This window comes from Frigoribacterium sp. PvP121, assembly GCF_017833115.1.
GTDB classification, from domain to species: Bacteria; Actinomycetota; Actinomycetes; order Actinomycetales; family Microbacteriaceae; genus Frigoribacterium; species Frigoribacterium endophyticum.
The window spans coordinates 3,004,695-3,028,192 of record NZ_JAFIBR010000001.1; the positions used below are offsets into that span (position 1 = coordinate 3,004,695).

Here is a 23,498-nt window from a genome sequence, read left to right on the forward strand (position 1 = left end):
CCCGTAGGCTGGGCCGTGTGACCAGTGCACTGCTGACCGACCGGTACGAGATCACCATGGTGGAGGCGGCCCTGCGGGCCGGCACCGCCCACCGCGAGAGCGTCTTCGAGCTCTTCGCGCGACGGCTGCCGGAGGGGCGGCGCTACGGCGTCGTGGCCGGCACGGGGCGCTTCCTCGCCGAGCTCGCGCGGTTCCGCTTCGGCGACGCCGAGCTCGAGTGGCTGCGCGAGGGCCGCATCGTCGACGGCCCGACGCTCGACTGGCTCGCCGACTACCGGTTCTCGGGCACGATCCGCGGCTACGCCGAGGGCGAGGTCTACCTCCCCGGCTCGCCCCTGCTCGTGGTCGAGTCGACCTTCGCCGAGGGCGTGCTGCTCGAGACCCTGGCCCTCAGCGTCTTCAACTACGACTCGGCCGTGGCCAGCGCGGCGGCCCGCATGGTCTCCGCCGCCGACGGCAGGCCCCTCGCCGAGATGGGCTCGCGCCGCACCGGCGAGCGGAGCGCCGTCGCCGCCGCGCGCGCGGCGTACATCGCGGGCTTCGGCGCGACGAGCAACCTGGAGGCCGGCCGGACCTGGGGCGTCCCGACGATGGGCACGGCCGCCCACGCCTTCACGCTGCTGCACGACTCCGAGGAGGACGCCTTCCGGGCGCAGGTCGCGACCCTCGGCCCGGGCACCACCCTGCTCGTCGACACCTACGACATCGAGGCCGCCGTCCGCACCGCGGTCGAGGTGGCCGGCACCGGCCTCGGGGCCGTCCGCATCGACAGCGGCGACCTGCCCTCGCTGGTGGCCCAGGTGCGCCGCCAGCTCGACGACCTCGGTGCCACCGGCACCCGCATCACGGTCACGAACGACCTCGACGAGTACACGATCGCCGCCCTCCGCGCCGCCCCGGTCGACAGCTACGGCGTCGGCACGTCGGTCGTCTCGGGCTCGGGCCACCCCGCGGCCGGGATGGTCTTCAAGCTCGTCGCCCGACAGGACGACGACGGCCGGTGGGTGTCGGTCGCCAAGAAGTCGGCCGACAAGGCCACGGTCGGCGGCCGCAAGTCGCCGGTGCGCACCCTGACGTCGGGAGTCGCGCAGCAGGAGGTCGTCCGTGTCGACGACGCCCGGCCCCGTGAGGGCGAGCGCGCGCTCCTGGTCGACCTCGTGGTCGACGGGGTGGTCGACGACCGGTGGCTGGGCGAGGCGGGCACCCGACGGGCGAGGGAGCACCGGGAGGCGGCGGTCGCGGAGCTGCCCGCGGGCGCCTTCCGGCTGGGTCGCGGCGAGCCCGTCCTGCCGACCGTCTACGAGTGATGCGGTGAGGGCTACTCGCCCTTCATCTTCTCGTAGATCTCCTTGCAGGTCGGGCAGACGGGGAACTTCTCGGGGTCGCGCCCCGGGGTCCACTTCTTGCCGCAGAGCGCCTTGACGGGCTTGCCGCTCAGCGCCGACTCCATGATCTTGTCCTTCTTCACGTAGTGCGAGAAGCGCTCGTGGTCGCCTGGGTCGATCGCCTCCTCGTTGAGGAGCTTCTCGAGCTCGCGATCGAGGACGTCGAGGCCACCGCCGGTTTCCGTGTTGCTCATGGCCACCATCGTACGTCGGGGCGCCTCAGCTGCGCAGCGTGAAGGCGAGCAGCTCCGGTGCGCGTCGGGCGAACACCCGGGCACCGACGAGGACGCCCACGAGCAGGGCGACGAGGCCCACGCCGAGGCCTGCCGCGAACGACCAGGCACCGGCCGGCTCGACACCGGCGAGCAGGTGGCGCCCGGCGAACCAGAAGGCGGGCCCGGTGAGCAGCAGGGCGCCGGCGATCATCGTGACCTGGGCGGTCACCGCGGCCCCGCCGTTCGCCTGCGGCTGCTGGAAGGGGTCGTCGTGCGGGCGCACCGCGGGGTACGGCATGGCGGCCGACACGACGCTCGAGAGGCCGAGGCCGCTCAGCAGCAGCCCGGCGCTCACGCCGAGCTCGGGCAGCAGGGCCGTCCAGTCGCCGAAGCCCCACACCGCGACGAGCGAGCCCACCACGACCAGGGGCACGCCGAGCATCAGCGGGGGCGCGAGCCTCCCCACCCGGTCGGCGAGGCCCCGGGTGTCGGCCGCGACGTGCAGCCACAGGGCGGTGCTGTCGTACGCGACGTCGTTGTGGGGCAGGAAGCCGAGGATGAGGCACATCAGCGGCACCGGCACCAGCGCGAGCCAGTGCCAGCTGACGCCCGCGATGCCGAGCGGCAGCACGAGCAGCGGCAGGATGGGCAGGATCACGAGCGACATGCGGTACCGGGCGTCACGCGCCCAGTAGGTGAGGCTGCGGGCCGCGACCGCCCCGGTGGGGCTCGCGACGACGAAGTCGAACCAGCCGAGCCCGGCCGCCTCGTCGGCCACGTCGGGCTCGGGCTGGTCGACGAAGGCGCGGGCCACGAGGAGGCGCCAGGCCAGCCACAGCAGCGCCAGCGTCAGCAGCGCGACGGCCAGGTCGGCGACGACCCGCCCCGTCTCGCCGGCGGCGGCGTGGCCCGGCAGCGCGAGCGCGGCGCCGAACGGCGTCCAGGCGAGCGAGTCGGCCACGACGCCCGTGCCCGACGACCCCGGGAGGGACGCGCGGACGAGGTCGACGACCAGCGGCACGAGCAGCAGCGCGAGGACCACGCCGCCAGCGGCGAGGAACTGCCGCGACCGCTTCGTGGTCAGCACCACGGTGTTCACCGTCGAGGCCACGAGCAGCAGGCCGCAGGCCGTGAGCCCGGCCAGGACGGCGGCGACCACGGCCAGGCCGGCGACGTCGGCCCCGGAGTCCCACGACCGCACGTAGCCGGTCGACAGCACGAGCAGCGCGAGGGTCGGCAGGCCGACCAGGGAGCCCAGGGCGAGCCCCGCGGCGGCCGGCCCCTCCGGGACGCCCAGGACGGCCAGGCGACGAGGGTCGCTCCAGGCCGGCCGGACGGTCGCGAACGGCACCACGGCGAACCCGAGCATCAGCAGGGACCCGCCGCCCACGACCAGCGCCCGCGTGTCGGAGAGGGGGGAGTCGCGGAGACTGCCGACGAGGCCGGCCAGCGCGAGCGAGACGAGGAGGACGAGGAGGACCGAGACCACGGAGACCGTCAGACGACGGGGGCCGAAGCGCACCGTGTTCGCGATCGTCTGCAGCCTCAGTCGGAGAAGCTCTGCAACCATTCCATGCCCTCCGTGACGGCGCGGCCGCCGGCGATCTCGACGAAGGCCTGCTCGAGCGACCGGCCCGCGCGGACCTCCTCGACGCTGCCGCTGGCCAGCACGTGGCCGTCGACGATGACCGCGACGCAGTCGCAGATGCGCTCGACGAGGTCCATGCTGTGGCTCGACAGCAGGACCGTCCCGCCGCCGGCGACGTAGCGCTGGAGCACGTCGGTGACGGTCGCCGCCGACACGGGGTCGACGGACTCGAAGGGCTCGTCGAGCACCAGCACCCGCGGCGAGTGGATGACGGCCGCCGCCAGCGCGATCTTCTTCGTCATGCCGACGGAGTAGTCGCTCACGAGACGGCCGAGGGCGTCCTGCAGGCCGAACGCCGTCGCGAGGTCGGCCGAGCGCTTGCGCGCCGTCGCGCCGTCGAGGCCGCGCAGGGTGGCGGAGTAGTAGAGCAGCTGCGCGCCGGTGAGCCGGTCGAACAGCCGGAGGCGGTCGGGCAGCACGCCGAGGGCGCGCTTCGCCGCGGCGGGGTCGCTCCACACGTCGGCGCCGAGGACGGTGACGCTGCCCTCGTCCGGGCGGAGGAGCCCCGTGACGATCGAGAGGGTCGTGGTCTTGCCGGCGCCGTTGGGGCCGACGATGCCGTAGAAGGAGCCGGCCCGCACCTCGAGGTCGACGCCCTCGACCGCGACGGTGCCGCCGTAGCGCTTGCCGACGCCCTTGATCGAGAGCACGACGGGACGCTCGTCGGGGTCCGCCGCGGGCGCGTCGTCGGCACGGGCGCCCGACTCGGCGTCGGCGTCGGCGTCGGCGTCGGGCACGGGAGAGGTGCCGTCGACGTCCGGCTCCGGATCGGTCGTGGGCTCCTGCTCGGGCTCGGGCTCGGGCTCGGGCTCGACGGCGGGCTCCGACTCCGGCTCGACCACGGGCTCGGGCTCCGCGGCGACCTCCGGCTCCGGCTCGACGGCGGGCTCGGGCTCGGCGGCGACCTCGGGCTCGGGCTCGACGGCGACCTCCGGCTCCGTCTCGACGACGGCCGCCTCCGCGGCTCGTGCCGCCACCGCGTCGTCCGCCCGGGCCGCGGCCTCGGCGTCGGCCTCCGCCTCCGCGGCCTCGGCAGCCGCGGAGGCGGCCGCTGCGGCGGCGCGGGCGCGGGCGTTCGCGGCCCGTGTCGCGGCGGCCTTCTTCGCGGCCGCCGACCGGTCGGCGGCCGTCCGCGTCGACGCCGGCTTGCGCTTCGCGGCGGGCCGGGCCGTCCGGGCAGCGGCGGCGGGGCGCTCGGCCGCGCCCGCCCCCGACGTCGCGGCCTCCCCCGAGGCCTCGACCCGCGCCTCCCCCGGCTCGTCGCCGGTCGTCACGTCGTCGCTCATGTCGTCCCCCCGGGGCAGCTCGGCGGCCCGTCCGCTCACGCTGGAGTCGGCATCGGCGACGTCGTCCTGATCGTCGCGCGCGAGGGCCATGTGCCCACCGTACCAACGCCCCGGTGCCCCGGCGGCCCGGCCGCGCGCATCACGGAACGGTCACGACTCGGGCCGCACCAGACGCCGGACGGGGTCTGCCGGTAGTCTGTGCCGAGCACGATGACGTGTCCAGATCGAAGCTCCGCGGTGAACACCGCTCGAACACGAGACGAGGATCGACGCCCGGGACGGGCCCGATCCCCACCGGCGGGGCACCGGGAGAACGGCGACCAGTCCGCTCTCGCCCCCCTCCGTCGCCAGACCACCGCCGACGGGGCAGACGCCAAGGAGACCCCGTGACCACGAACGCCTCGAGCAAGAACAGCAGCAGCGACCGCGCTGCCGAGCTCGCGACCCAGCAGGTCGTCATCCTCGCCGCGGGCCTCGGCAGCCGCCTCGGCCGCTCGCTGCCCAAGTCGCTCACCGAGCTGAGCGACGGCCGCACCATCATGCAGCAGCAGTTCGAGAACATCCACGCCGCCTTCGGCCCCCGCGCCCGCGTCACCGTGGTCGTCGGGTACAAGTTCGAGCACATCGTCGAGGCCTTCCCCCACGCCTCCTTCGTCTACAACGAGCAGTACGACCAGACCAACACGTCGAAGAGCCTGATGCGCGCGCTCCGCGCCAGCTCGGCCGGCGGCGTGCTGTGGATGAACGGCGACGTGGTCTTCGACCCCGAGGCGCTCCGTCGCGCCGCCCGCCTCGTCCGTGACGACCAGTCGTTCGTGACCGTCAACACCTCGAAGGTCTCCGACGAGGAGGTCAAGTACACGACCGACGCCGAGGGCTACATCGCCGAGCTCTCGAAGCAGGTCAAGCACGGCCTCGGCGAGGCCGTCGGCATCAACTACGTCTCCCGGGCCGACAAGCCCGCCCTGCTCCGCCAGCTCGGCAAGGTCGACGCCCAGGACTACTTTGAGCGCGGCATCGAACTGGCCATCGACCAGGACGGGCTACTCTTTGAGCCCGTGGACATCTCCGACCTCTACGCCGTCGAGGTCGACTTCGCGGAGGACCTCGAGCGCGCGAACCTGTTCGTCTGACGGTCAGCCCGTCTGACCAGCGGCCCGGGGCGACCGGGGCCGTCGAGGCTCGCCCCCGCCCCGAGGTGTCCCTGACCGCAGAGGACACCCGTGACCACAGCCCAGGCCGAGCGCCCTCGGCGATCGTCGTCGGCGCGCTACCGCCAGACCCTGTGGCTCCTGACGAGCCGTGACCTCAAGGTCCGGTACAGCACCTCGGCGCTGGGCTACGTGTGGTCGATCCTCGACCCGCTGGTCATGGCGGGGATCTACTTCTTCGTGTTCCAGGTGGTCTTCCGCCGCTCGGTGGGCGACGATCCGTACATCGTCTTCCTGCTCAGCGGCCTCCTGCCCTGGATGTGGTTCACCGGCGCCGTCTCCGACAGCACCCGGGCGTTCCTCCGCGAGGCCAAGCTCGTCCGGTCGACCAAGATCCCGCGGACGATCTGGGTGCTCCGCCTCGTCGCCTCCAAGGGCATCGAGTTCGCCCTCAGCCTGCCCGTCCTCGCTCTCTTCGCCGTCCTCGGAGGCGCCCAGCTGCACTGGCAGGTCGTGTTCTTCCCCGTCGCGATGGCCCTCCAGGCGGTCCTGGTCGCCGGCGTGGGCCTCCTCGTCGCCCCCCTCGTGGTGTTCTTCCGTGACCTGGAGCGCGCGACGAAGCTCGCCCTGCGCTTCCTCTTCTACGCGTCGCCGATCATCTACGGCACGCGCGACCTGCCCGAGAGCCTCCACCTCCTCGCGGCCTTCAACCCGCTGAGCGGGATATTCGGGCTGTACCGCTCGGCGTTCTTCCCCGAGCAGCTCGACCTGACGGAGGCCCTCGTCGGCGCCGGCATGTGCGTCCTGCTCCTCGCCGTCGGCCTCGCGGTCTTCCGCTCGAGCGAGCGCGCCGTCCTGAAGGAGATCTGATGAGCTCGGACATGCTGCCGGGGCGCTCCCCCGCCCCGGAGGGCGAGGCCCCCGTCATCCGGGTCGACGGCGTCGGCATCCGGTTCCGCCGCAACAAGCGCGGCCGTCGGTCGTTCAAGGACCTCTTCTCCGACAGCAGCCGTCGGTCGCGCCCCGGCGAGTTCTGGGCGCTCCGCGACGTCAGCTTCACGGTGCAGCCGGGCGAGGCCATCGGCGTCGTCGGTCGCAACGGGCAGGGCAAGTCCACGCTGCTCAAGCTCGTCGCCGAGGTGATCCTGCCCGACACGGGCACCGTCTCGGTCGTCGGCGGGGTGGCTCCGTTGATCGAGATCACGGGCGGCTTCGTCGCCGACCTGTCCGTCCGCGACAACGTCTACCTGACGGCCGGCCTGCACGGCATGAGCCGGGCCGAGATCGACGAGCGCTTCGACGAGATCATCGACTTCGCCGAGATCGCCGCCTTCGTCGACACCCCGTACAAGCACCTCTCGAGCGGCATGAAGGTCCGCATCGCCTTCTCGGTCATCTCCCGGCTCGACGAGCCGGTCATCCTGGTCGACGAGGTCCTGGCGGTGGGCGACAAGGCCTTCCGGGAGAAGTGCTACGCACGCATCGAGCAGATGCTCGCCGACGGCCGCACCCTCTTCCTCGTGTCGCACAACGAGCGCGACCTCCGGCGGTTCTGCTCACGGGGGCTGTACCTCGACGGCGGCCGCCTCGTCCTGGACGGCCCGCTCGACGAGGCGCTGGCGCGGTACTCCTCCGACCACCCTCCCCGCCCGGCGGCGTAGGCTCCAGCGATGCCCGACCAGACCGTGCCCGAGGCCCCGCAGCCGCTCCCGCCCGTCCCGTCCGACGTCGTCGCCGAGGCCGACGAGGGCGGTCCGTTCAGCGAGTCGCCGTGGCTCCGACGCCTCGACGCGGTCCTCGCGGTCCAGCGGCCGGTCGCCGTCGCGCACGTGCGGCGGCTGCGACGCCGTCACCCGAAGGCGACCCCCGAGAAGCTCGTGCGGATCCTCGAGCGCGAGTACCTCACCGCCGTCACGGCGGGCGGGGCCGCCGTCGGCGCCAGCGCCGTCGTCCCCGGCATCGGCTGGGGCATCTCCCTGGCTCTCTCCGGCGTCGAGACGGCGGGCTTCCTCGAGGCCAGCGCCCTGTTCTCCCAGTCCGTGACGGAGGTCCACGGCATCGCCCTCACCGACCCCGACCGCGCACGGGCCCTCGTCATGGCGATGCTGCTCGGTGCTCCGGGGGCGTCGCTCGTGCGCCAGTTCGCCGGGGAGGCCCTGGGCACCGCCCCGGCCCGCACGGCGTTCTGGGGCGAGCTCGTGACCCAGAAGCTGCCCAAGACCGCCATCGACGGCCTCATGGGCAAGGTCCGGAAGCAGTTCGTCCGACGCTTCGCCGCCTCCCAGGGCGCCAGCATCCTCGGCCGTGCCGCGCCGTTCGGCATCGGAGCCGTCGTGGGAGGCGCGGGCAACCACGCACTCGGACGCAAGGTCGTGCAGAGCGCCAGGACGGCCTTCGGCCCGGCACCCGCGGCCTTCCCCCTCGAGATCCACAGCTAGCCCGCCCGTCCGTCGCCGCCGTCCCTCCCCACGATCCCGGCGTCCACAGGGTCCTCGCACGAGTGTCGGCGGGACGACCTACGGTCACGCCATGGACACCACGACCGCCTACGCCGTCCCCCTCGCCGTCGACCGCTCCCGGGGCCCGCGGGTGCAGCGACTCCTCAACGTGGGCGACGAGCCCCTGCTCGACCTCCGCGTGACGCTGCTCGACACCGGCCTCCTCGTGCCCGTGGCGACGTCTCGGCTCGAGCCCGGCGGCTCGATGAGCGTCAGCGTCATCGGACCGGAGCTCGAGCGGCGGGGCATCGCCGTCGTCCGCTGGTTCCGCCCGGGCGGAGACGAGTACCTGTGGCGGTTCAGCTTCTAGCGGGCGTCGGGCTCAGCGGCCCGAGCGGGCGCGTCGCTCGGCGACGTACTCGGCCGCGGTGAAGGTCTCGATGACCGGCGGCAGGTGCTCCGCGGTCATGCCCGACACGAAGGTCGCGGGGTCGACGCCCAGCACGACGGCCAGGCGCACGATCGTGTGCAGCACGGGGTTGCCGACGCCTCGCTCGATCTTGCCGTAGTTCGACACGTTCATGCCGGCGAGGTGAGCCACCTCGTCCTGGCTGAGCCCGAGGCGCTGGCGCTCCTGGCGGACTCGATCACCGAAGAGGTGGGCGGCGGGCGACGAGGGCTCAGGCATGCACCATGAGTACGCGTCCTGCGCACTGAACTCCAGATGCCAGGCCGCCTGGGCGCACATCACCCGTGACTGGATGCCCTAGAGACCGTCGTCGCCGGTGTCCGTCGAGTCCGTCTCCCCGCCGCGACGCGAGGGGGCGGGGTCGTTCGCCGCGTACTCGTCGCGTCGGGCCACGAGCCGGGCGACCGCCTCCTCGAACCGCCGCGTCGCCGCCCCGGGGGCGGTGTCGCCGAAGTGGTGCCGCACCCAGTGCTGCAGGCGCCCCTGGGCCTCCGGGTCCGACTGGACCCTGTCCAGCACCTCGACCACCCGCGACGCGTCGTCCGCGGTCAGCCACTCCGCCGAGCCGAGGTAGCCCCGCTCGTCGACGTCGGCCAGGGGCGACGTCGGCCGGGTCACGACCAGGGGCCGGCCGGTGGCCAGGCGGTCGTAGACCATCGCGGAGATGTCGCTGACGGCGACGTCCGCCACCGCGAGCTGCCAGCCGAGCTCCCCCCCGGCGTCGTACACGTGCTGGGCGGTCGGGTCGGCGGCGTTGGCCGCGGCCACGGCCGCGACGATCTCCTCGTGGGCCCGCCGGTAGTCGCGGTCGACCACCCCGCTCCGAGGGTGGGGGCGGTAGATGAGGCGGTGGCGACCGCTGGCCAGCAACGCCGCCACGAGCCGGGTGCCGTGGCTGGCGATGGAGCCGTAGGCCGCCGCCGCGCGGTCGCCCTCCCAGGTCGGCGCGTACAGCACCACCGTGCGGTGGTCGGGCGTGAACGGCACGTCACCGGCCGTGTGGTCGGCCTGGGGCCGCCCGACCGGGACGGCCCTCGTGTCGAGGTCGTAGTCCCAGAGCGCCGCGGCGAGGCGCTCCCGGGCAGCGTCGCCGGCCACGAAGGCGTAGTCGTACGCCTTGAACTGGTTCGTGGTCATGTACATCTTGTCGCTCTCGCCGTGGTTGACGAAGACGTGCCACATGCGCCCGTAGCGCATCATCTGGAAGTTCTTGGCGTTCTGGTTCACGTAGAGCGTGACGGCCAGCGGGTGCGACTCCACGAAGGCCTCGAGGTCGGCCACCTGCCGGGCGTAGACCACCGGGACGGGCGACTCCTCCATGAGCGCGAGCATGGCCCCGGGCGACCGGGAGACGATGGCCACCGGGAAGGTCTCCGCGAGGTGCGCGAGCGGCGCGTACCACTGGCGGATCTGGTACATGTTCACCGACGTGTCGGCGAAGTAGACCGCGACCCTGACGGTGCCGGGCGCGGGAGCGCGACGGACGCGCTCGCGGTCGAGCCGCTCGAGACGACGCCGCTGCTGGCGGGACCGGAGGGCCCTGCGGGCGAGTCCGCGGGCGAGTGAGAGATCTCGTCTCAGGGGCACGAGTTCGTCCTCCGATCGGTGGCGGTCCGGTCGGGGTGCCGACCGGGCTGATCCAGGCTAGATCACCGGCGGCCGACCCGCCCTCGCCATGCGGGCCACGGCGGCCCACCCGATCGAGCGGCGCCCGCCCGGGCTCGTGCGCCAGCCCTCGGCCCAGCCGCCGAACCACTGGCCGAGACGGACGGGCGTCCGGGCCCAGCGCAGCACCTGCACGATCGTCCACGAGGTCACGTAGACGGGCACGAGCGGCCACGGGAGGTTGCGCTTGGCCAGCCACACCCGGTTGCGCGCGTTCAGGCGGTGGTACTCCGCGTGCCGAGCCGGGTCGATGGCCGGGTGGTGGGCGACGAGGTCGCCGTCGTAGCGCACGCGGAGGCCCTGTGCCCAGACGCGCCAGGCGAGCTCGATGCCCTCGTGGGCGTAGAAGTACGGCTCGCCCCAGCCGCCGCAGGCGTCGAAGACGTCACGGGGCAGGAGCGTCGCGCCCTCCCAGACCGAGAAGACGTCGCCGCTGTCGGTGGGCTCCCCCTTGCGGATGCGCGGGATCCACCGGCGAGGCGACGCCTGCCCGGCGGGGTCGACGACCCGGGGCTGCAGGAGCCCCACGTCGCCCTCGCGGCGCACGACCGCGATCGCGTCGGCGAGGAACGTCGACGACGGGAGCGAGGCGTCGTCGTCGAGGAAGAAGATCCACTCCCCCGAGACCCGTTCGGTGCCCCGGTTGCGACCGGCGGGGATGCCCACGTTGGCGGGCAGCTCGAGCACGGCGACCCCGTCGGGCACGGGCCCCGGCCCGCCGCCGTTGCCGACGCAGACGACGTCGAGCTCGACGCCCTCCTGCCGGAGGAGCGACGCGAGCCCCGCCGTCAGGTCGGCCGGCCGTCGGCCCTGCGTGAGGCTCACGACCCCGACCCGGGGCACGCCCGCCCCGCCCACGCTCAGGACCTGACCCGCTTCGAGGCCATGATCGCGACGAAGTGCCCCACGAGGGCGAGCACCGAGAGCGGCAGCAGCACGGCGAGGAGCACCCGGTCGGCGCCGAGCGGGTCACCCACGATCAGCCCGACGACGGCCGCCAGGACGGCGAGCATCGTCAGCTCGACCGAGTGGTAGAGCCGGTGGAACGGCACGAACCGGGCCGCCGACCGCAGCCTGGCGAGGAGGCGGCCGGAGGGCACCGTCACGCCGCCCCGCTTGTCGGCCAGGCGGTCGAGGCCCGCGGCCGCCCGGGCGACGTGGACCATGTCGTTCAGGGCCTTGTTGAGCACCACGACGAGGGCGAGCGCGCACCCGAGCGTGGTCCAGAGGTAGTCCGCGGGGGCGTCGAAGGGCCAGCCCGCGGCCCGCACGCCCAGCACGACCGGGATGAGGGCCTCCGTGGAGTAGTGGCCGACCTTGTCGAGGAACACGCCCGCCGGCGAGCTCGTGCCGCGCCAGCGCGCGACCTCGCCGTCGCAGCAGTCGACCAGCATCTGCAGCTGGCCGAGCACCAGGGCGAGCATCGCGCCCCCGATGCCGGGCACCAGGAGGGCCGCCGCCGTGGCCCAGCCGGTCAGGATCATGAGGCCGGTCACGCCGTTCGCCGTGACGCTCGTGCGGAGCAGCCACCACGTGAGGTACGGCGACACGTCACGCAGGTACAGCGAGGCCGTCCAGTGCTCGGCGTTCGCTCGGCTCCGCACCTCAGGGGGCTGGGCGACGCGTCGCAGCTCGTCGATGGAGGTCGGCCTCGTGGGCAGCGAGGTCATGGCGCGGCTACCTCCCGGTGTGAGCGGTGATGTTCTTCGTGAGCGACAGGAAGCCGAAGACGAAGCCGGATCCCCAGCCGAAGTGGATGGAGGGCAAGACTACGAGAAACCACAGCCGCGTGCGGAGGCTCTCGCCCCGTGCCGCGAGCACGGCCGCCGCGACCACGAAGAGCAGGTACGCCCCCGGCGCCACGAAGCCGAGCAGCGCCCAGGCCCACGGGCTGCCCACGACCGCGCCGACGACCCCGACGACCCCGACGAGGAGGCCGGCTCCCGCGCCGACGACCATCGCGGGCGGCACGAGGTAGCGCAGCGTGTTCGCCTTCGGGAACCGCCGGGCCAGCTCGCCGCGCCAGAGGCCGGTGGCGACGAACTGACGGACGAGCTTGCGGAGGCTGGGCCGCGGTCGGTAGGTGACCACGAGCTCCGGCGTGAACCAGACCGTGCCCCCGGTCGCCCGCAGCCGGCGGTTCAGCTCCCAGTCCTGGCCGCGCTTGACCCCCTCGTCGAAGAGGCCCACCTCGAGCAGGCGGGAGCGCACGAACACGCCGAGGTAGGCGGTCTCGGCGGGCCCCTCCGCGCCTCCGACGTGGTGCGGGGTGCCCCCGAGGCCCACCCGGCTGCCGTAGGCGCGCGCCACGGCCCGCTCGAAGGGGGTGCGCCCCTCGGCGAGCATGATGCCGCCCACGTTGTCGGCGCCGCTGCGCTGCAGGGCCGCGACGGCGAGCCGGGTGTACTCGGGGGGCAGGACGGAGTGCGCGTCGACACGGACGGTGACGGGGTGCACCGAGGCCCGGATGGCGACGTTGAGGCCGGCCGGCGTCGAGCCGACCGGGTTCGGGATGCTGCGGATGCGCGGGTCGGCCGCCGACATCTCGGCGACGACCTCGTCCGTCCTGTCCACGCTCGGGCCGAGGGCGAGCAGCACCTCGAACGGACCCTGGTAGTCCTGCGCGACGAGGCTCTCGACGGCGGCGCGGATCTCCGCCTCCTCGTTGAGCACGGGCATCACGTACGAGACACCGGGGAGGGGCGTGTCGGGCAGTGCCATGGTGTCGGGCCTCGGGCTCACGGCGCTGGGCGCACGGTCGGGGGTCGGGGAGATGCCGCCGGCATCCCCGCGAGCCTACCAACAGGCGAGGGCGGGCCCGGGAGTCCCGGGCCCGCCCTCGCGGTGGGTCGTCGCGGCGTGCGCCGCGCTCCGCCTCAGCTCGTGAGCGTGCCGAGCGTGACGGAGGCGGTGGCCGACTTCCCGTCACGGACGTACGTGAGGTCGGCCGTGCTGCCGCCGGCCAGGAAGCGCACCTGGGCGGTGATGTCGGTGCGGCTGGTCACCGGCACGCCGTTGAACTCGGTGACGACGTCGCCCTTCCGCAGGCCCGCGGCCTCGGCGGCTCCCCCGCTGCTGATCTCCACGATCACCGCGCCGACGCGGTCGGCGCCCTGCACGTTCGCGGCGTCGTCGACGCTCGCCCCGAGGAGGCCGTGCGAGGCGGAGCCGTTCGCGATGATCTCGTCGGAGACGCGCTTCACGAGGTTCGACGGCACGGAGAAGCCGACCCCGATGCTGCCGGACGACTCGCCCGAGCTCGCGATGGCGACGTTGAGGCCGATGAGCTCGCCCTGGGCGTCGAGCAGGGCCCCGCCCGAGTTGCCGGGGTTGATCGAGGCGTCGGTCTGGATGACGGGCAGCGAGATGACGCTGCTCGCCTGGTTCTGCGTGCTGCCGTCGCCGTTGTTGAACGAGAACGGGCCCTGGCCGTTGTTGTCGTTCTGCTGGCCCTCGTCGGAGCCGTCGGTCGGGGCGGCCGACGACTGCACCGTGATGCTGCGGTTCAGGGTCGACACGATGCCGTCGGTGACGGTGTTCGAGAGCCCGAGCGGGGCGCCGATGGCCACCGCGGTGTCGCCGACGTTGAGCTTCGACGAGTCGGCGAAGGTGATGGGCTTGAGGCCCGTCGCGTCGATCTTCAGGACGGCGAGGTCGACGGTGGGGTCGAGGCCGACGACCGTGGCCGGCAGGATGCTGCCGTCGCTCAGGGTGACCGAGATCGTGCCCGAGGCGCTGGCGCCGTCGAGCGTGACGACGTGCGTGTTCGTGACGAGGTAGCCGTCGTCGGAGACGATCACGCCGGAGCCGGTGCCGCCCGACTGCCCGGCGGTCACGTTGATGGTGACCACCGACTCCGTCGCCTTCGCGGCCACGGCGGTGATCGCCGTCGCGTCCGCGTAGTCGTTGACCGTGAGGTCGCGGGACTGGCCGACGACGGTCGAGCCGCCGCCCGCCACCGCGCCGCCGACGACGCCGCCCAGGGCCCCGCCGCCGATCAGGCCGACCGCGAGGGCCGCCGCCACGACGCCCCGGCCCCGACGGGGCTTCTTCTCCTTCGGCGCGGGCGCCGCCCATGTACCCTGCGGCTGCCCGTCGGCGGCGGGCCAGCCGGCCTGGGGGGCGGTCTGCTGGTCGTGCCAGCCACCGGCTCCCTGCGGGTGGTCGCCCGTCTGCGCGTAGCCGGACTGCGGGTACGACGCGGGCTGCTGGTAGCTGCCGGGCTGCTGGTACGAGGCCGGCTGCTGGTAGCTGCCGGGCTGCTGGTACGACGCGGGCTGCTGGTACGAGGCCGGCTGCTGGTACGAGGCCGGCTGCTGGTACGACGCGGGCTGCTGGTAGGAGGCCGGCTGCTGGTAGCCGCCGGGCTCCTGGTACGACGCGGGCTGCTGGTACGAGGCCGGCTGCTGATGGGCACCGGCCTGGTCGTGCCCGGCCTGCGGGTACGAGGGCTGCTGCCCGCCTGCCTGCTGCCGTGACGCCTCCTCCTCGGCCAGCGACCTCGGGGCGCTGCCCGGCAGGGGCGGGGCGCCGAAGCTGACGCGCGGCCCGTCGGCCTGCCCGTGCGGGGCCTCGGCCGGGTCGCGCTGCGTGACCGGCTCCGTCGGGCGGGTGGCGTCGTCGGCGTCGTCGGTGCCTCGGGGGGTGTCGTTCATGGTCGCGGTGCTCCTTCCAAGCTCCGTCAGCCTGGTCCCTCTGCCTGTGGGGAACATATGGCGAGCCTGAGCGGGCCCTGCGGCCACGGTATGCGCCTGCCGGGCGTCGGGCCCGCCCCCGTCACGGGACGACCCGGGGCTGGTCGGTCGGGCGGGCGGCGGCTACGGTGTCGGGACCATGACTGCACCAGCCCCCTGGCAGCGCGTCGCCCGCGGCGCCCGGCTGCTCGACGACGACGGCCGCCTCGCCACCACGATCTTCGCCGAGATGTCAGCCCTCGCCGCCGCCACGGGGTCGATCAACCTCGGGCAGGGCTTCCCCGACGAGGACGGCCCGCGCGAGGTGCTCGACGCTGCGCACGCGGCCCTCGACGGCGGCCTCAACCAGTACCCGCCCGGCCGCGGCGTGCCCGTGCTGCTCGAGGCGGTCGCGGCGCACCAGGCGCGGTTCTACGGGCTGCAGCTCGACCCCGCCCGCGAGGTCCTCGTGACGGCCGGTGCGACGGAGGCCCTGGCCGCGACGCTGCTCGCCCTCGTCGACGAGGGCGACGAGGTGCTCACCCTCGAGCCGTTCTACGACGCCTACGGCGCCGTCGTCGGCCTGACCCGGGCCACGCACCGGACGATCCCGCTCCGGGGCGCGGACTTCCGCGTCGACCACGACGAGCTGCGCGCCGCCTTCTCCGACGCCACGGCGGTCGTGCTCGTGAACGACCCGCACAACCCCACGGGCAGCGTGCTCGACGACGAGACCCGTCAGCTCCTGGTCGACCTCGCCGTCCGCCACGACGCGGTGATCGTCACCGACGAGGTCTACGAGCACATGCTCTTCGACGGCCGCCGTCACGTCCCGATCGCGACGCTGCCGGGGGCCGCCGACCGCACGGTGACCATCTCCAGCGCGGGCAAGACGTTCAGCGTCACGGGCTGGAAGATCGGCTGGGCGACCGGCCCCGCCGAGCTGCTGACGCGCATCCTCACCGTCAAGCAGTACCTCACCTACGTCAACGGCTCGGTGTTCCAGCCGGCCGTGGCCGTCGGCCTCGGCCTGCCCGACTCCTACTTCGCCGGCCTCGCCGACAGCCTGCAGCGACGCCGCGACCTCCTCACGGCGGGGCTGACGGCCGCGGGGTTCGGGGTGTCGCCGTCGAGCGGCTCGTACTTCGTCGTGGCCGACTCCCGCCCGCTGGGCTTCGACGACGCGGCGCAGCTCGCGCGTCGGCTGCCCGAGCTCGCCGGCGTCGTCGCCGTGCCCGTGAGCGCCTTCTGCGGCCCGGAGCTCGCCCGCGAGCACTCCTCCCTGTTGCGGTTCGCCTTCTGCAAGACGACCGCGGTGCTGGAGCGCGCCGGCGACCAGCTGGCGCGCCTGAGGACCTAGTCGACCGGAGAGCTCGCGTCTCCCTCCCGGAGGACGGTCTCCCGGCGCGCGAGCTCGCGGCCGGCCTCGCGCAGCCACGGCTCCGGCCGGGCGGACGGCTCGGCTGCTCCGCCGGCGAGCCCGGCGAGCTCCACGACGGCGTCGAACGAGCCGGTCTCCGCGGCCACGGAGCCCGCGACGAGGGCGGTGCGGACCCCGGCGCGTGCGGCCTCCGAGCAGACCCAGGCGACGACCTTGCCCTCGGCGGTCTGGGCGTCGTACCGGCCCTCCCCCGTGACCACGACGTCCGCCGTCTCGACGAAGGAGCGGGCGTCGACGGCCTCTGCGACGGCTTCGGCACCGGACTCGAGCACGGCTCCCCAGACCAGCAGGCCGAAGCCCGTGCCCCCGGCCGCCCCCGCGCCCGGGGCGGCGGGGTCGACGTCGACCAACGACGAGAACGAGGCCAACGCCGCCTCGAGCGCGAGCACGTCGTCGGGGCCGGCGCCCTTCTGCGGCCCGAAGACGGCGGCCGCGCCCCGCGGGCCGAGGAGCGGGCTGCGGACGTCGGTCAGGCCGACGACGCCGTCGACCGGCAGGGGGCGGAGCCCGCTGAGGTCGAGCCGAGACGCCGCGGCGAGGCCGTGGGCCCCGTCGACGACGGGCTCCCCCAGGGAGTCGAGGAGGCGCGCGCCGAGCTCGGTCAGCATCCCCACGCCGCCGTCGGTGGAGGCGCTGCCGCCGAGCGCGACGAGCACACGTCGCGCCCCGGCGTCGAGGGCGGCAGCGATCAGCCGGCCCAGCCCGCGGGTGTGGGCGTCGTATGGCTGCGGACGCGTCAGCAGGCCGAGCCCGCTCGCCGCGGCGAGCTCCACCACGGCCACGGCCCCCGGCAGGAGCAGCCAGGGCGCCGTGACGGGCCGCCCGTCAGGCCCGGGGACGGAGAGCTCGTGCCGCACCGCACCCGGCACGGCCGACTCGAACGCGTCGAGGGTGCCCTCGCCCCCGTCGGCGAGGGGCAGGAGGCGCACGACGTCGTCGGGGCGGACCTCCCGCCAGCCCTCCGCCAGGGCGGCGGCGGCGGGCGCCGCGGCGATCGTGCCCTTGAACGAGTCCGGGGCGACGACGACGGAGAGGGGCGACTGCATGTGGACACAGTGACACGTCGCGGCTTCCTCGGCGAGGGCGGCCCTCGTCCGGACCACGACGAAGGCGACGAAGGGGGGCCGAGATCTGCCCCACCGACCTCCGGCCCGTCGCGTGCCGCACGCCGGGAACGACGAAAGCCCTGGTCAGGAGACCAGGGCTTTCGTGTGTGTCGCGTTCTCTGTTGCGGGGGCAGGATTTGAACCTACGACCTCTGGGTTATGAGCCCAGCGAGCTACCGAACTGCTCCACCCCGCGGCACAAGAAGAAACACTACCAGGCGATCTGCGACCTGTCCAATCGGCACGGCCGTCGACCCCGAGCGGCCTCCCGGACGACCGCCCGCCCCTCGACCTGGGTCGAGGGGCGGGCGGGCGGTGCCGGTGACGCGGTCGGTGCTACTGGCCGGCGGTCGCGGCCTCGCTGGCGGCGACAGCGGCCTCGAGCGCGGTCTGGAGTCGCTCGTCGGCCTCCGCCGCGGCCACCAGGTCGTTCGACTGGTACGCCGCACTGCGGTCCTCGAGGGCCGACTGGGCGTCGGCCAGGGCCTGGTCGAGCTGCGAGTTGCCGGTCGCGCCGGTGCCGGTGCCGGCGTCGGGCGCGTCGCCCGAGCCCGCGTCGCCGGTGTCGCCCGTGCCCGTGTCGCCCTCCGGTACGCCCTCGTCGCCCGCCTGGGCACCCGAGTTGCCGCCGAAGAGCGAGTCGAGGGCTCCGTTCAGGGTGTCCTCGAAGGCGATCTTCTCGCCGAACGAGACGAGCACCTTCTGCAGCACGGGATACGACGTCTCGCTGTTCGACTTCACGTAGATCGGCTGCACGTACAGCAGGCCGCCTCCCACCGGCAGCGTGAGCAGGTTGCCCCGCACGACGCTGGTGTCGCCGCGGGTGAGCAGCGCCAGCTGGTTCGCCACGGCCGTGTCGGTGTTGAAGTTGTTCTGCACCTGGCCCGGGCCGGGCACGGTGTCCGTCTTGGGCAGGGTGAGCAGCGAGAGCTTGCCGTAGTCGGGCGAGATCTCGCCGGGCGTCGTGCCCGCGTCGGCGTTCGCGGCGAGGTACCCGGTCAGCACGTTCCGTGCGTTCTCCCCCGACTGCTGGGGGATGTACGTCGAGTAGATCGAGAACGCCGGGTCCTGGTCGGGCAGCTGCAGGGTCAGGTAGTACGGCGGCTGCAGCGGCGGGTTGGCCGTGTTGCTCGTCGGCTCGTTCGGGGTCACCCACGCGTCGTCGCTCGAGTAGAACGAGTCGGCGTCGGTCACGTGGTACGTCCCGAGGATGGCGCGCTGCACCTTGAACATGTCCTGCGGGTACCGGACGTGCTGCATGAGGTCGACGGACATGTCGCTCAGCGGCTTCGTCGTGGACGGGAAGATCTTCTGCCACGTCTTGAGGATCGGGTCCTCGGTGTCCCACGCGAAGAGGTCGACCGACCCGTCGTAGGCGTCGACGGTCGCCTTGACCGAGTTGCGGATGTAGTTGATCTCGTTCGACGCGTACACCGGTCGCTCGGTGTACGTGTCGGCGATGGCGTCCGACAGGGCCTGCGGCTTCGAGTAGGGGTACTCCGGGGTCGTCGTGTAGGCGTCGACGATCCACTTCACCCGCCCGTCGACGACGGCCGGGTACGGCGCGCTGTCGATCGTGAGGTACGGAGCGACCTTCTGCACACGCTCGGCCGGGTCGCGGTCGTAGAGGATCTGCGACTGGTCGTTGACCGCGTCGGAGAGGAACACCTGCTCCGACTGGAACTTGATCGCGTAGATGAGCTTCTTGAAGGCGCTGTCGAGCTTCGGCCCGCCGTCGCCCTCGAAGGTCGTGGTCTGGTTCGTGCCGTTGTCGTTCGCGCCCGAGGGGTAGTCGAGCTCGACGTCGTCGCCGCCGTCACCGCCGACGATCGAGTACGCGGGCGACTCCTGGCCGAAGTAGATGCGCGGCTCGTAGGTGTCGGAGTCGCCGAGGGCGCCCGTCACCGGGATGCCCGACTCGAGGAAGACGGGCTGGCCGTCGGCGGAGCGCTGGTTGCCGTAGGCCGCGACGACGCCGTAGCCGTGCGTGTAGACGAAGGTCGTGTTGTACGGGGTCGCCGAGTTGCCGAGCTGGTCCGTGTTGAGCTCACGGACCGCGATGACGGTGTCCTGCTGCTGGCCGTCGATCGTGTAGCGGTCGACGGAGAGCTGCTCGGGGAAGCTGTAGTACTGGCGGTACTGCTGCAGCTGCGCGAAGGCGTCGGTGACGAGCGCCGGGTCGATGATGCGGATGTTCGCGGTCGTGACCGCGTCGCCGGCGAGCGCCCCGGCCTCGGCGTCGCTCTGGGCGTCGTAGGACTGCTCCTCGACGTCGGCCACGCCGTACGCCTCCCGGGTCGCGTCGATGTTCCGCTCGATGTAGGTCGACTCGACCGTCCGCTCGCTCGGCTCGACCTGGAACCGCTGGACGATCCAGGGGTAGATGCCGCCGACGATGATGCTGATGATGATCAGCGCCGCGGTGCCGATGACGGAGAGGCGCCACTTGCCCACGACCGCCGTGACGATGAAGAGGATCGCCACGACCGCCGCGGCGAGCGCGAGGATCTGCTTGCCGGGGATGCCAGCGGCGACGTCGGTGTAGGTGGCGCCGGTGACGAGCTTGTTCGTGCCGTCGGTCAGGGTCGCGTACTGGTCGAGCCACAGGCTGAGGCCCTGGAGGGCGAGGTAGAGCGCGGCGGTGACGGCCAGCTGGATGCGCGCCACGCGCGAGATGCGCACGTCGCGGCCCGAGAAGCGCAGCGCCCCGTACAGGTAGCTCGTGGCGAGGGCCGCGAGGCCCGCGATGAGGACGACGGCCGACGCGAAGCCGACGGCGCCCTGGTAGAAGGGCAGCTCGAAGACGTAGAAGCCCACGTCGAGGCCGAACTGGGGGTCGGTCTCACCGAAGGAGGTGCGGTTCAGCCACTGCAGGGTGACCTGCCAGCGCGTCGAGGTCGCGATGCCCGCGAACAGCCCGAGCACGATCGGCACGCCGAGCACCACGACGCGGCGGAGGGGCTCGATGACCTGCTGGTAGCGGTCGAGCTGCGAGTTGAGCTTCGCGTAGACGGGGCGGAACCGGAACGCCACGTCGATGCTGACCCAGACAGGGACGGCCATGGCGACGAAGCCCACGAGGAACATCACCGCGCCCGCGATCCACTGCGTCGTCAGCACGTTCGCGAACCCGAGCTGGTCGTACCAGAGGTAGTCCGTCAGCAGCGACGAGAAGATGAAGAACGCGATGACGAGGGCGGCGAGGATCGCCACCGTCACGAGGACCGGCGCTCGGGGCGAACGTCGCGGGGTGCGCGACGATGCAGGTGACGTCAAGAGGGTGCTCCTGGCTCAGGGGACGTGGACGGCCATCCTACGTGTCGAGCCTGACCGTTCCACCGTGCCCGCGCCTCCTCGCAGGGAGCTGTGCAGGGGCCCTCAGCCGGCCGTGCAGGTGGGCAGCGACGCGGTGTCTCCGCCGTCGGCGACGGCCTCGAGCGCGGTCACCGCGTCGTCGAGGGTGGCGACCGCGTAGACGTCGAGGCCGGAGGGCACATGGCCGACGACCTCGTCGCAGTTGCTGGCCGGCGCGAGGAAGACGGACGCCCCGGCGTCTCGGGCGCCGTACAGCTTCTGGCGGATGCCCCCGATCGGCCCGACGGTGCCCGAGGCCGTGATGGTGCCCGTGCCCGCGACCGCCTCGCCGCCGTTGAGCTCGCCGGGCGTCGTCTTGTCGATGATCCCGAGGGCGAACATCATGCCCGCGCTCGGGCCGCCGACCTTGTCGAGGCGGAGGGTCACGTCGAACGGGAACTCGTAGTCGACGCTCACGCCGACGCCCAGGAGCGGCGTGCCCTGCACCTCCTTCGGGGTGACCTGCTCGGTCACCTGCTGCCCGTCGCGCTCGACGACGACGTCGGCGGGGCCGTCGGCCCCGTGGTCGGCGACCACGGCGCGCAGGGCATCGACGTCGCCGTTGGTGGTGAGGTCGACGCCGTCCACGCTGACGACGACGTCGCCCTCGCGGAGCACGCCCGCCGAGGGGCCGTCGTCGGAGACCTGGCTGACCGTGACGGTGCTGGGCACCTGGTACCCCTCGTGCACGAGGGCGGCCGCGACGGCGGACTTCTGGGAGTTCTGCATGTCGACGGCGTTCTGCTCGTCGACCTGCTCGTTCGAGACGCCGGAGGGGTAGATGGCCTCGACCGGCACGACGGCCCGGCTCGGCGAGAACCAGGCCTGGACGACGTCGAGCCAGCTGGGCCGGTTCGCGACGTCGCCGCGCACGCTGACGGTCAGCAGGTCGAGCGACCCGGCCGTGGGGTAGGTCTCCGCGCCCTCGACGGTGATGAGCGGCTCGCTCTCGCCCTCGTAGTCGGCGCTGCCGAGGGTGTCGAAGACGGGGCCCGGCTGCTCGATCAGGTAGGGCGACGGGAGGAAGGTGAGCGCGAGCCCGGCGACCAGGGCCACGACCAGCAGCCACCACCCGAGGGCGGCACGGCGACGGGGCTGCTCGACGGGTCGAGCCGGGGGCGTGAACATGGCCACGGACGGTCCTTTCGGTGTTCGCCACGGGCGCAGCGGCGGACCGGGAGGCGTCGGCCGGAACCCAGGCTGTTCCTGCGGCCAGCAGCTAGCGTAGTCAGCATGACTGATGAACCGCAGCGCGGCCCGGAGGACGAGTTCCGAGAGATGCTGCGCCAGTTCCTGGCGGGCGGCTCCGACATCGATCCGTCGAAGCTCGCGGGCGCCGCGGGGCTGCCGTCCGACCCGGCCTTCGTCGCCCGGCTGATGAGCCAGCTGCAGGACGCCGTTAGCCGCAGCGGCGACGGCATCGACTGGAGCGTCGCGACCCAGCAGGCGACCGCCGTCGGCACGGCGTCCGCCGTCGCCGCCGACCCGGCCGCCACCGCGGCCCTCGAGCAGGCCTTCACCCTCGCGGCGCTCTGGCTCGACGAGGTCACCTACGTCGCCGAGCTCACCGTCCCCCCGAGGCTCGTCAGCCGGGCCGAGTGGGCGCGCCTGACCATGCCGGTCTGGACGCAGCTGGCGGAGCCCGTCGCCGAGTCCATCGCCGACTCCCTCACCCGCGTGCTCTCCGAGCAGGCCCCCGACGAGATGCAGGCCCTCCTGGCCGGCGCCGGCCAGGTCATGCGCAGCGTGGGCGGCACCCTCTTCGCGCTCCAGCTCGGCCAGGTCGTCGGCCAGCTCTCGACCGAGGTCGTCTCCGGGGGCGACGTCGGCATCCCCCTCCTCGACGACCAGCAGGCCGCGATCGTGCCGCAGAACGTCGACGCCTTCGGCGAGGGCCTCGACATCGAGCGCGACCAGGTGCAGCTCTACCTCGCCGTCCGCGAGCTCGCCCACGCACGCTTGTTCCGGCACGCACGCTGGCTGCGCCTCCACCTCATCTCGTCCATCCGCGAGTTCGCCCAGGGCATCCGCATCGACACGAGCCGCCTCGAGGAGCTCGCGGTCGACTTCGACCCCGAGTCGCCCGAGCAGCTGCAGGACGCCCTCGCGAGCGGCGCGCTGATCCCGCCGAAGACCGACGAGCAGCTGGCCGCGCTGGCCCGCCTCGAGACGACGCTCGCCCTCATCGAGGGCTGGGTCGACGTCGTCACCGCCGAGGCGACCGCGCGCCTGCCGAAGGCCGGCGCGATCGCCGAGACCGTCCGCCGGCGCCGTGCGGCCGGCGGGCCCGCCGAGTCCGCGTTCTCGACGCTCGTCGGGCTCGAGCTCCGCCCGCGACGCCTCCGTGAGGCCGCGGCGATGTGGTCGGCCGTCAGCGCTGCCGTCGGGGCCGAGCAGCGCGACGCGCTGTGGGCGCACCCCGACATCGTCCCCACCGACGCCGACATCGACGACCCCCAGGCCCTCGTCGCCCGGCTGACCGCCTCGGAGCCCGCCTTCGACGACGTCGACCAGGCCATCGCTGACCTCCTCGCCGACACCGGCGACGACCGCCCCCGCGAGTCCACGGACGGCAGCGCGGTCGAGGCCGACGGCGACGACGGCGACGGTTCTCCCGACGCCGGTCCCTCCCCCGCTCGCTGACCTCGCGCCCGCCCGGGCGCTCCT

20 protein-coding genes and 1 tRNA gene are annotated in these 23,498 nt (G+C 73.4%); 8 read left to right on the top strand and 13 right to left on the bottom strand.

Going from position 1 to position 23,498, the window contains the following annotated elements; all coding sequences use genetic code 11:
* The first annotated feature begins 56 nt into the window (after positions 1–56).
* Positions 57–1,307, top strand: a complete 1,251-nt coding sequence (locus JOE43_RS14025; protein WP_245187711.1) for a nicotinate phosphoribosyltransferase — start codon at positions 57–59, stop codon at positions 1,305–1,307.
* Positions 1,308–1,318: 11 nt separating this feature from the next.
* Here the strand turns inward: JOE43_RS14025 and JOE43_RS14030 are convergent, their stop codons facing one another.
* Genes JOE43_RS14030 through JOE43_RS14040 form a run of 3 tightly spaced genes read right to left on the bottom strand, consistent with a single transcriptional unit; the run spans position 1,319 to position 4,624 of the window.
* Positions 1,319–1,579: a DUF3039 domain-containing protein gene (locus JOE43_RS14030; RefSeq protein ID WP_156370054.1), complete on the bottom strand. Its 261-nt coding sequence runs from the start codon at positions 1,577–1,579 to the stop codon at positions 1,319–1,321.
* Between the two features lie 25 nt (positions 1,580–1,604).
* Entirely contained in the window at positions 1,605–3,170 is a 1,566-nt protein-coding gene (locus JOE43_RS14035) for an ABC transporter permease (protein WP_209518559.1), read from the bottom strand.
* Positions 3,146–4,624: an ABC transporter ATP-binding protein gene (locus JOE43_RS14040; protein WP_245187163.1), complete on the bottom strand. Its 1,479-nt coding sequence runs from the start codon at positions 4,622–4,624 to the stop codon at positions 3,146–3,148. The genes JOE43_RS14035 and JOE43_RS14040 overlap by 25 nt, the downstream gene beginning before the upstream one ends.
* Before the next feature lie 368 nt (positions 4,625–4,992).
* Here JOE43_RS14040 and JOE43_RS14045 point away from each other — a divergent pair, with 368 nt between their 5' ends.
* From JOE43_RS14045 to JOE43_RS14065, 5 genes are all read left to right on the top strand, one after another.
* On the top strand, positions 4,993–5,667 hold the full coding sequence (locus JOE43_RS14045; RefSeq protein ID WP_056058840.1) for an NTP transferase domain-containing protein: 675 nt from the start codon (positions 4,993–4,995) through the stop codon (positions 5,665–5,667).
* Positions 5,668–5,757: 90 nt separating this feature from the next.
* Entirely contained in the window at positions 5,758–6,555 is a 798-nt protein-coding gene (locus JOE43_RS14050) for an ABC transporter permease (protein WP_209518561.1), read from the top strand.
* An 11-nt stretch (positions 6,556–6,566) separates the two neighbouring features.
* Positions 6,567–7,346, top strand: coding sequence for an ABC transporter ATP-binding protein (locus tag JOE43_RS14055; RefSeq protein ID WP_209519260.1), 780 nt, complete (start codon positions 6,567–6,569; stop codon positions 7,344–7,346).
* Between the two features lie 9 nt (positions 7,347–7,355).
* Positions 7,356–8,123 carry a hypothetical protein gene (locus tag JOE43_RS14060; RefSeq protein ID WP_209518562.1) on the top strand — a complete coding sequence of 256 codons (768 nt, stop codon included), beginning with the start codon at positions 7,356–7,358 and terminating at the stop codon, positions 8,121–8,123.
* A gap of 91 nt (positions 8,124–8,214) precedes the next feature.
* Complete coding sequence (locus JOE43_RS14065) at positions 8,215–8,493, top strand: hypothetical protein (protein WP_209519296.1); 279 nt, start codon at positions 8,215–8,217, stop codon at positions 8,491–8,493.
* 12 nt (positions 8,494–8,505) lie between these two features.
* On the opposite strand, the gene JOE43_RS14070 is transcribed toward JOE43_RS14065, so the two are convergent.
* From JOE43_RS14070 to JOE43_RS14095, 6 genes are all read right to left on the bottom strand, one after another.
* The gene (locus JOE43_RS14070) at positions 8,506–8,811 is read right to left on the bottom strand and encodes a helix-turn-helix domain-containing protein (RefSeq protein WP_209518564.1); all 306 of its coding nucleotides are present in this window, start codon (positions 8,809–8,811) and stop codon (positions 8,506–8,508) included.
* Between the two features lie 78 nt (positions 8,812–8,889).
* Positions 8,890–10,179 carry a CDP-glycerol glycerophosphotransferase family protein gene (locus JOE43_RS14075; protein ID WP_307803383.1) on the bottom strand — a complete coding sequence of 430 codons (1,290 nt, stop codon included), beginning with the start codon at positions 10,177–10,179 and terminating at the stop codon, positions 8,890–8,892.
* A gap of 57 nt (positions 10,180–10,236) precedes the next feature.
* A complete protein-coding gene (locus tag JOE43_RS14080; protein ID WP_209518566.1) occupies positions 10,237–11,115 on the bottom strand; it encodes a glycosyltransferase family 2 protein in 879 nt (292 codons plus the stop codon).
* A gap of 2 nt (positions 11,116–11,117) precedes the next feature.
* The gene (locus JOE43_RS14085) at positions 11,118–11,927 is read right to left on the bottom strand and encodes a CDP-alcohol phosphatidyltransferase family protein (RefSeq protein ID WP_209518568.1); all 810 of its coding nucleotides are present in this window, start codon (positions 11,925–11,927) and stop codon (positions 11,118–11,120) included.
* 7 nt (positions 11,928–11,934) lie between these two features.
* Positions 11,935–12,978, bottom strand: a complete 1,044-nt coding sequence (locus JOE43_RS14090) for a glycosyltransferase family 2 protein (RefSeq protein WP_209518570.1) — start codon at positions 12,976–12,978, stop codon at positions 11,935–11,937.
* 155 nt (positions 12,979–13,133) lie between these two features.
* Complete coding sequence (locus JOE43_RS14095) at positions 13,134–14,912, bottom strand: S1C family serine protease (protein ID WP_209518572.1); 1,779 nt, start codon at positions 14,910–14,912, stop codon at positions 13,134–13,136.
* Positions 14,913–15,090: 178 nt separating this feature from the next.
* Here JOE43_RS14095 and JOE43_RS14100 point away from each other — a divergent pair, with 178 nt between their 5' ends.
* Positions 15,091–16,290 carry an aminotransferase class I/II-fold pyridoxal phosphate-dependent enzyme gene (locus JOE43_RS14100; RefSeq protein WP_209518574.1) on the top strand — a complete coding sequence of 400 codons (1,200 nt, stop codon included), beginning with the start codon at positions 15,091–15,093 and terminating at the stop codon, positions 16,288–16,290.
* Here JOE43_RS14100 and JOE43_RS14105 read toward each other — a convergent pair.
* From JOE43_RS14105 to JOE43_RS14120, 4 genes are all read right to left on the bottom strand, one after another.
* On the bottom strand, positions 16,287–17,417 hold the full coding sequence (locus JOE43_RS14105; protein WP_209518575.1) for a glycerate kinase: 1,131 nt from the start codon (positions 17,415–17,417) through the stop codon (positions 16,287–16,289). The two genes, JOE43_RS14100 and JOE43_RS14105, sit on opposite strands and share 4 nt — an antisense overlap.
* Positions 17,418–17,599: 182 nt before the next feature.
* Positions 17,600–17,673, bottom strand: a tRNA-Met gene (locus JOE43_RS14110).
* Between the two features lie 140 nt (positions 17,674–17,813).
* Positions 17,814–20,753 (bottom strand): UPF0182 family protein, encoded by a 2,940-nt coding sequence (locus tag JOE43_RS14115; protein WP_245187164.1) that lies wholly within the window; start codon positions 20,751–20,753, stop codon positions 17,814–17,816.
* A gap of 102 nt (positions 20,754–20,855) precedes the next feature.
* Positions 20,856–21,959, bottom strand: a complete 1,104-nt coding sequence (locus tag JOE43_RS14120) for a PDZ domain-containing protein (protein WP_209519263.1) — start codon at positions 21,957–21,959, stop codon at positions 20,856–20,858.
* Between the two features lie 105 nt (positions 21,960–22,064).
* On the opposite strand from JOE43_RS14120, the gene JOE43_RS14125 reads away from it, so the two are divergent.
* Entirely contained in the window at positions 22,065–23,474 is a 1,410-nt protein-coding gene (locus tag JOE43_RS14125; RefSeq protein ID WP_209518577.1) for a zinc-dependent metalloprotease, read from the top strand.
* Positions 23,475–23,498 lie beyond the last annotated feature (24 nt).

What these genes read in the sequence shown, in the direction of transcription:
- JOE43_RS14065 (WP_209519296.1), top strand. Translation starts at nt 8,215, where the DNA reads ATGGACACCACGACCGCCTACGCCGTCCCCCTCGCCGTCGACCGCTCC.
- JOE43_RS14085 (WP_209518568.1), bottom strand. Translation starts at nt 11,927, where the DNA reads ATGACCTCGCTGCCCACGAGGCCGACCTCCATCGACGAGCTGCGACGC.
- JOE43_RS14095 (WP_209518572.1), bottom strand. Translation starts at nt 14,912, where the DNA reads ATGAACGACACCCCCCGAGGCACCGACGACGCCGACGACGCCACCCGC.
- JOE43_RS14025 (WP_245187711.1), top strand. Translation starts at nt 57, where the DNA reads ATGGTGGAGGCGGCCCTGCGGGCCGGCACCGCCCACCGCGAGAGCGTC.
- JOE43_RS14070 (WP_209518564.1), bottom strand. Translation starts at nt 8,811, where the DNA reads ATGCCTGAGCCCTCGTCGCCCGCCGCCCACCTCTTCGGTGATCGAGTC.
- JOE43_RS14060 (WP_209518562.1), top strand. Translation starts at nt 7,356, where the DNA reads ATGCCCGACCAGACCGTGCCCGAGGCCCCGCAGCCGCTCCCGCCCGTC.
- JOE43_RS14100 (WP_209518574.1), top strand. Translation starts at nt 15,091, where the DNA reads ATGACTGCACCAGCCCCCTGGCAGCGCGTCGCCCGCGGCGCCCGGCTG.
- JOE43_RS14035 (WP_209518559.1), bottom strand. Translation starts at nt 3,170, where the DNA reads ATGGTTGCAGAGCTTCTCCGACTGAGGCTGCAGACGATCGCGAACACG.
- JOE43_RS14105 (WP_209518575.1), bottom strand. Translation starts at nt 17,417, where the DNA reads ATGCAGTCGCCCCTCTCCGTCGTCGTCGCCCCGGACTCGTTCAAGGGC.
- JOE43_RS14120 (WP_209519263.1), bottom strand. Translation starts at nt 21,959, where the DNA reads ATGTTCACGCCCCCGGCTCGACCCGTCGAGCAGCCCCGTCGCCGTGCC.
- JOE43_RS14030 (WP_156370054.1), bottom strand. Translation starts at nt 1,579, where the DNA reads ATGAGCAACACGGAAACCGGCGGTGGCCTCGACGTCCTCGATCGCGAG.
- JOE43_RS14090 (WP_209518570.1), bottom strand. Translation starts at nt 12,978, where the DNA reads ATGGCACTGCCCGACACGCCCCTCCCCGGTGTCTCGTACGTGATGCCC.
- JOE43_RS14055 (WP_209519260.1), top strand. Translation starts at nt 6,567, where the DNA reads ATGCTGCCGGGGCGCTCCCCCGCCCCGGAGGGCGAGGCCCCCGTCATC.
- JOE43_RS14040 (WP_245187163.1), bottom strand. Translation starts at nt 4,624, where the DNA reads ATGGCCCTCGCGCGCGACGATCAGGACGACGTCGCCGATGCCGACTCC.
- JOE43_RS14125 (WP_209518577.1), top strand. Translation starts at nt 22,065, where the DNA reads ATGACTGATGAACCGCAGCGCGGCCCGGAGGACGAGTTCCGAGAGATG.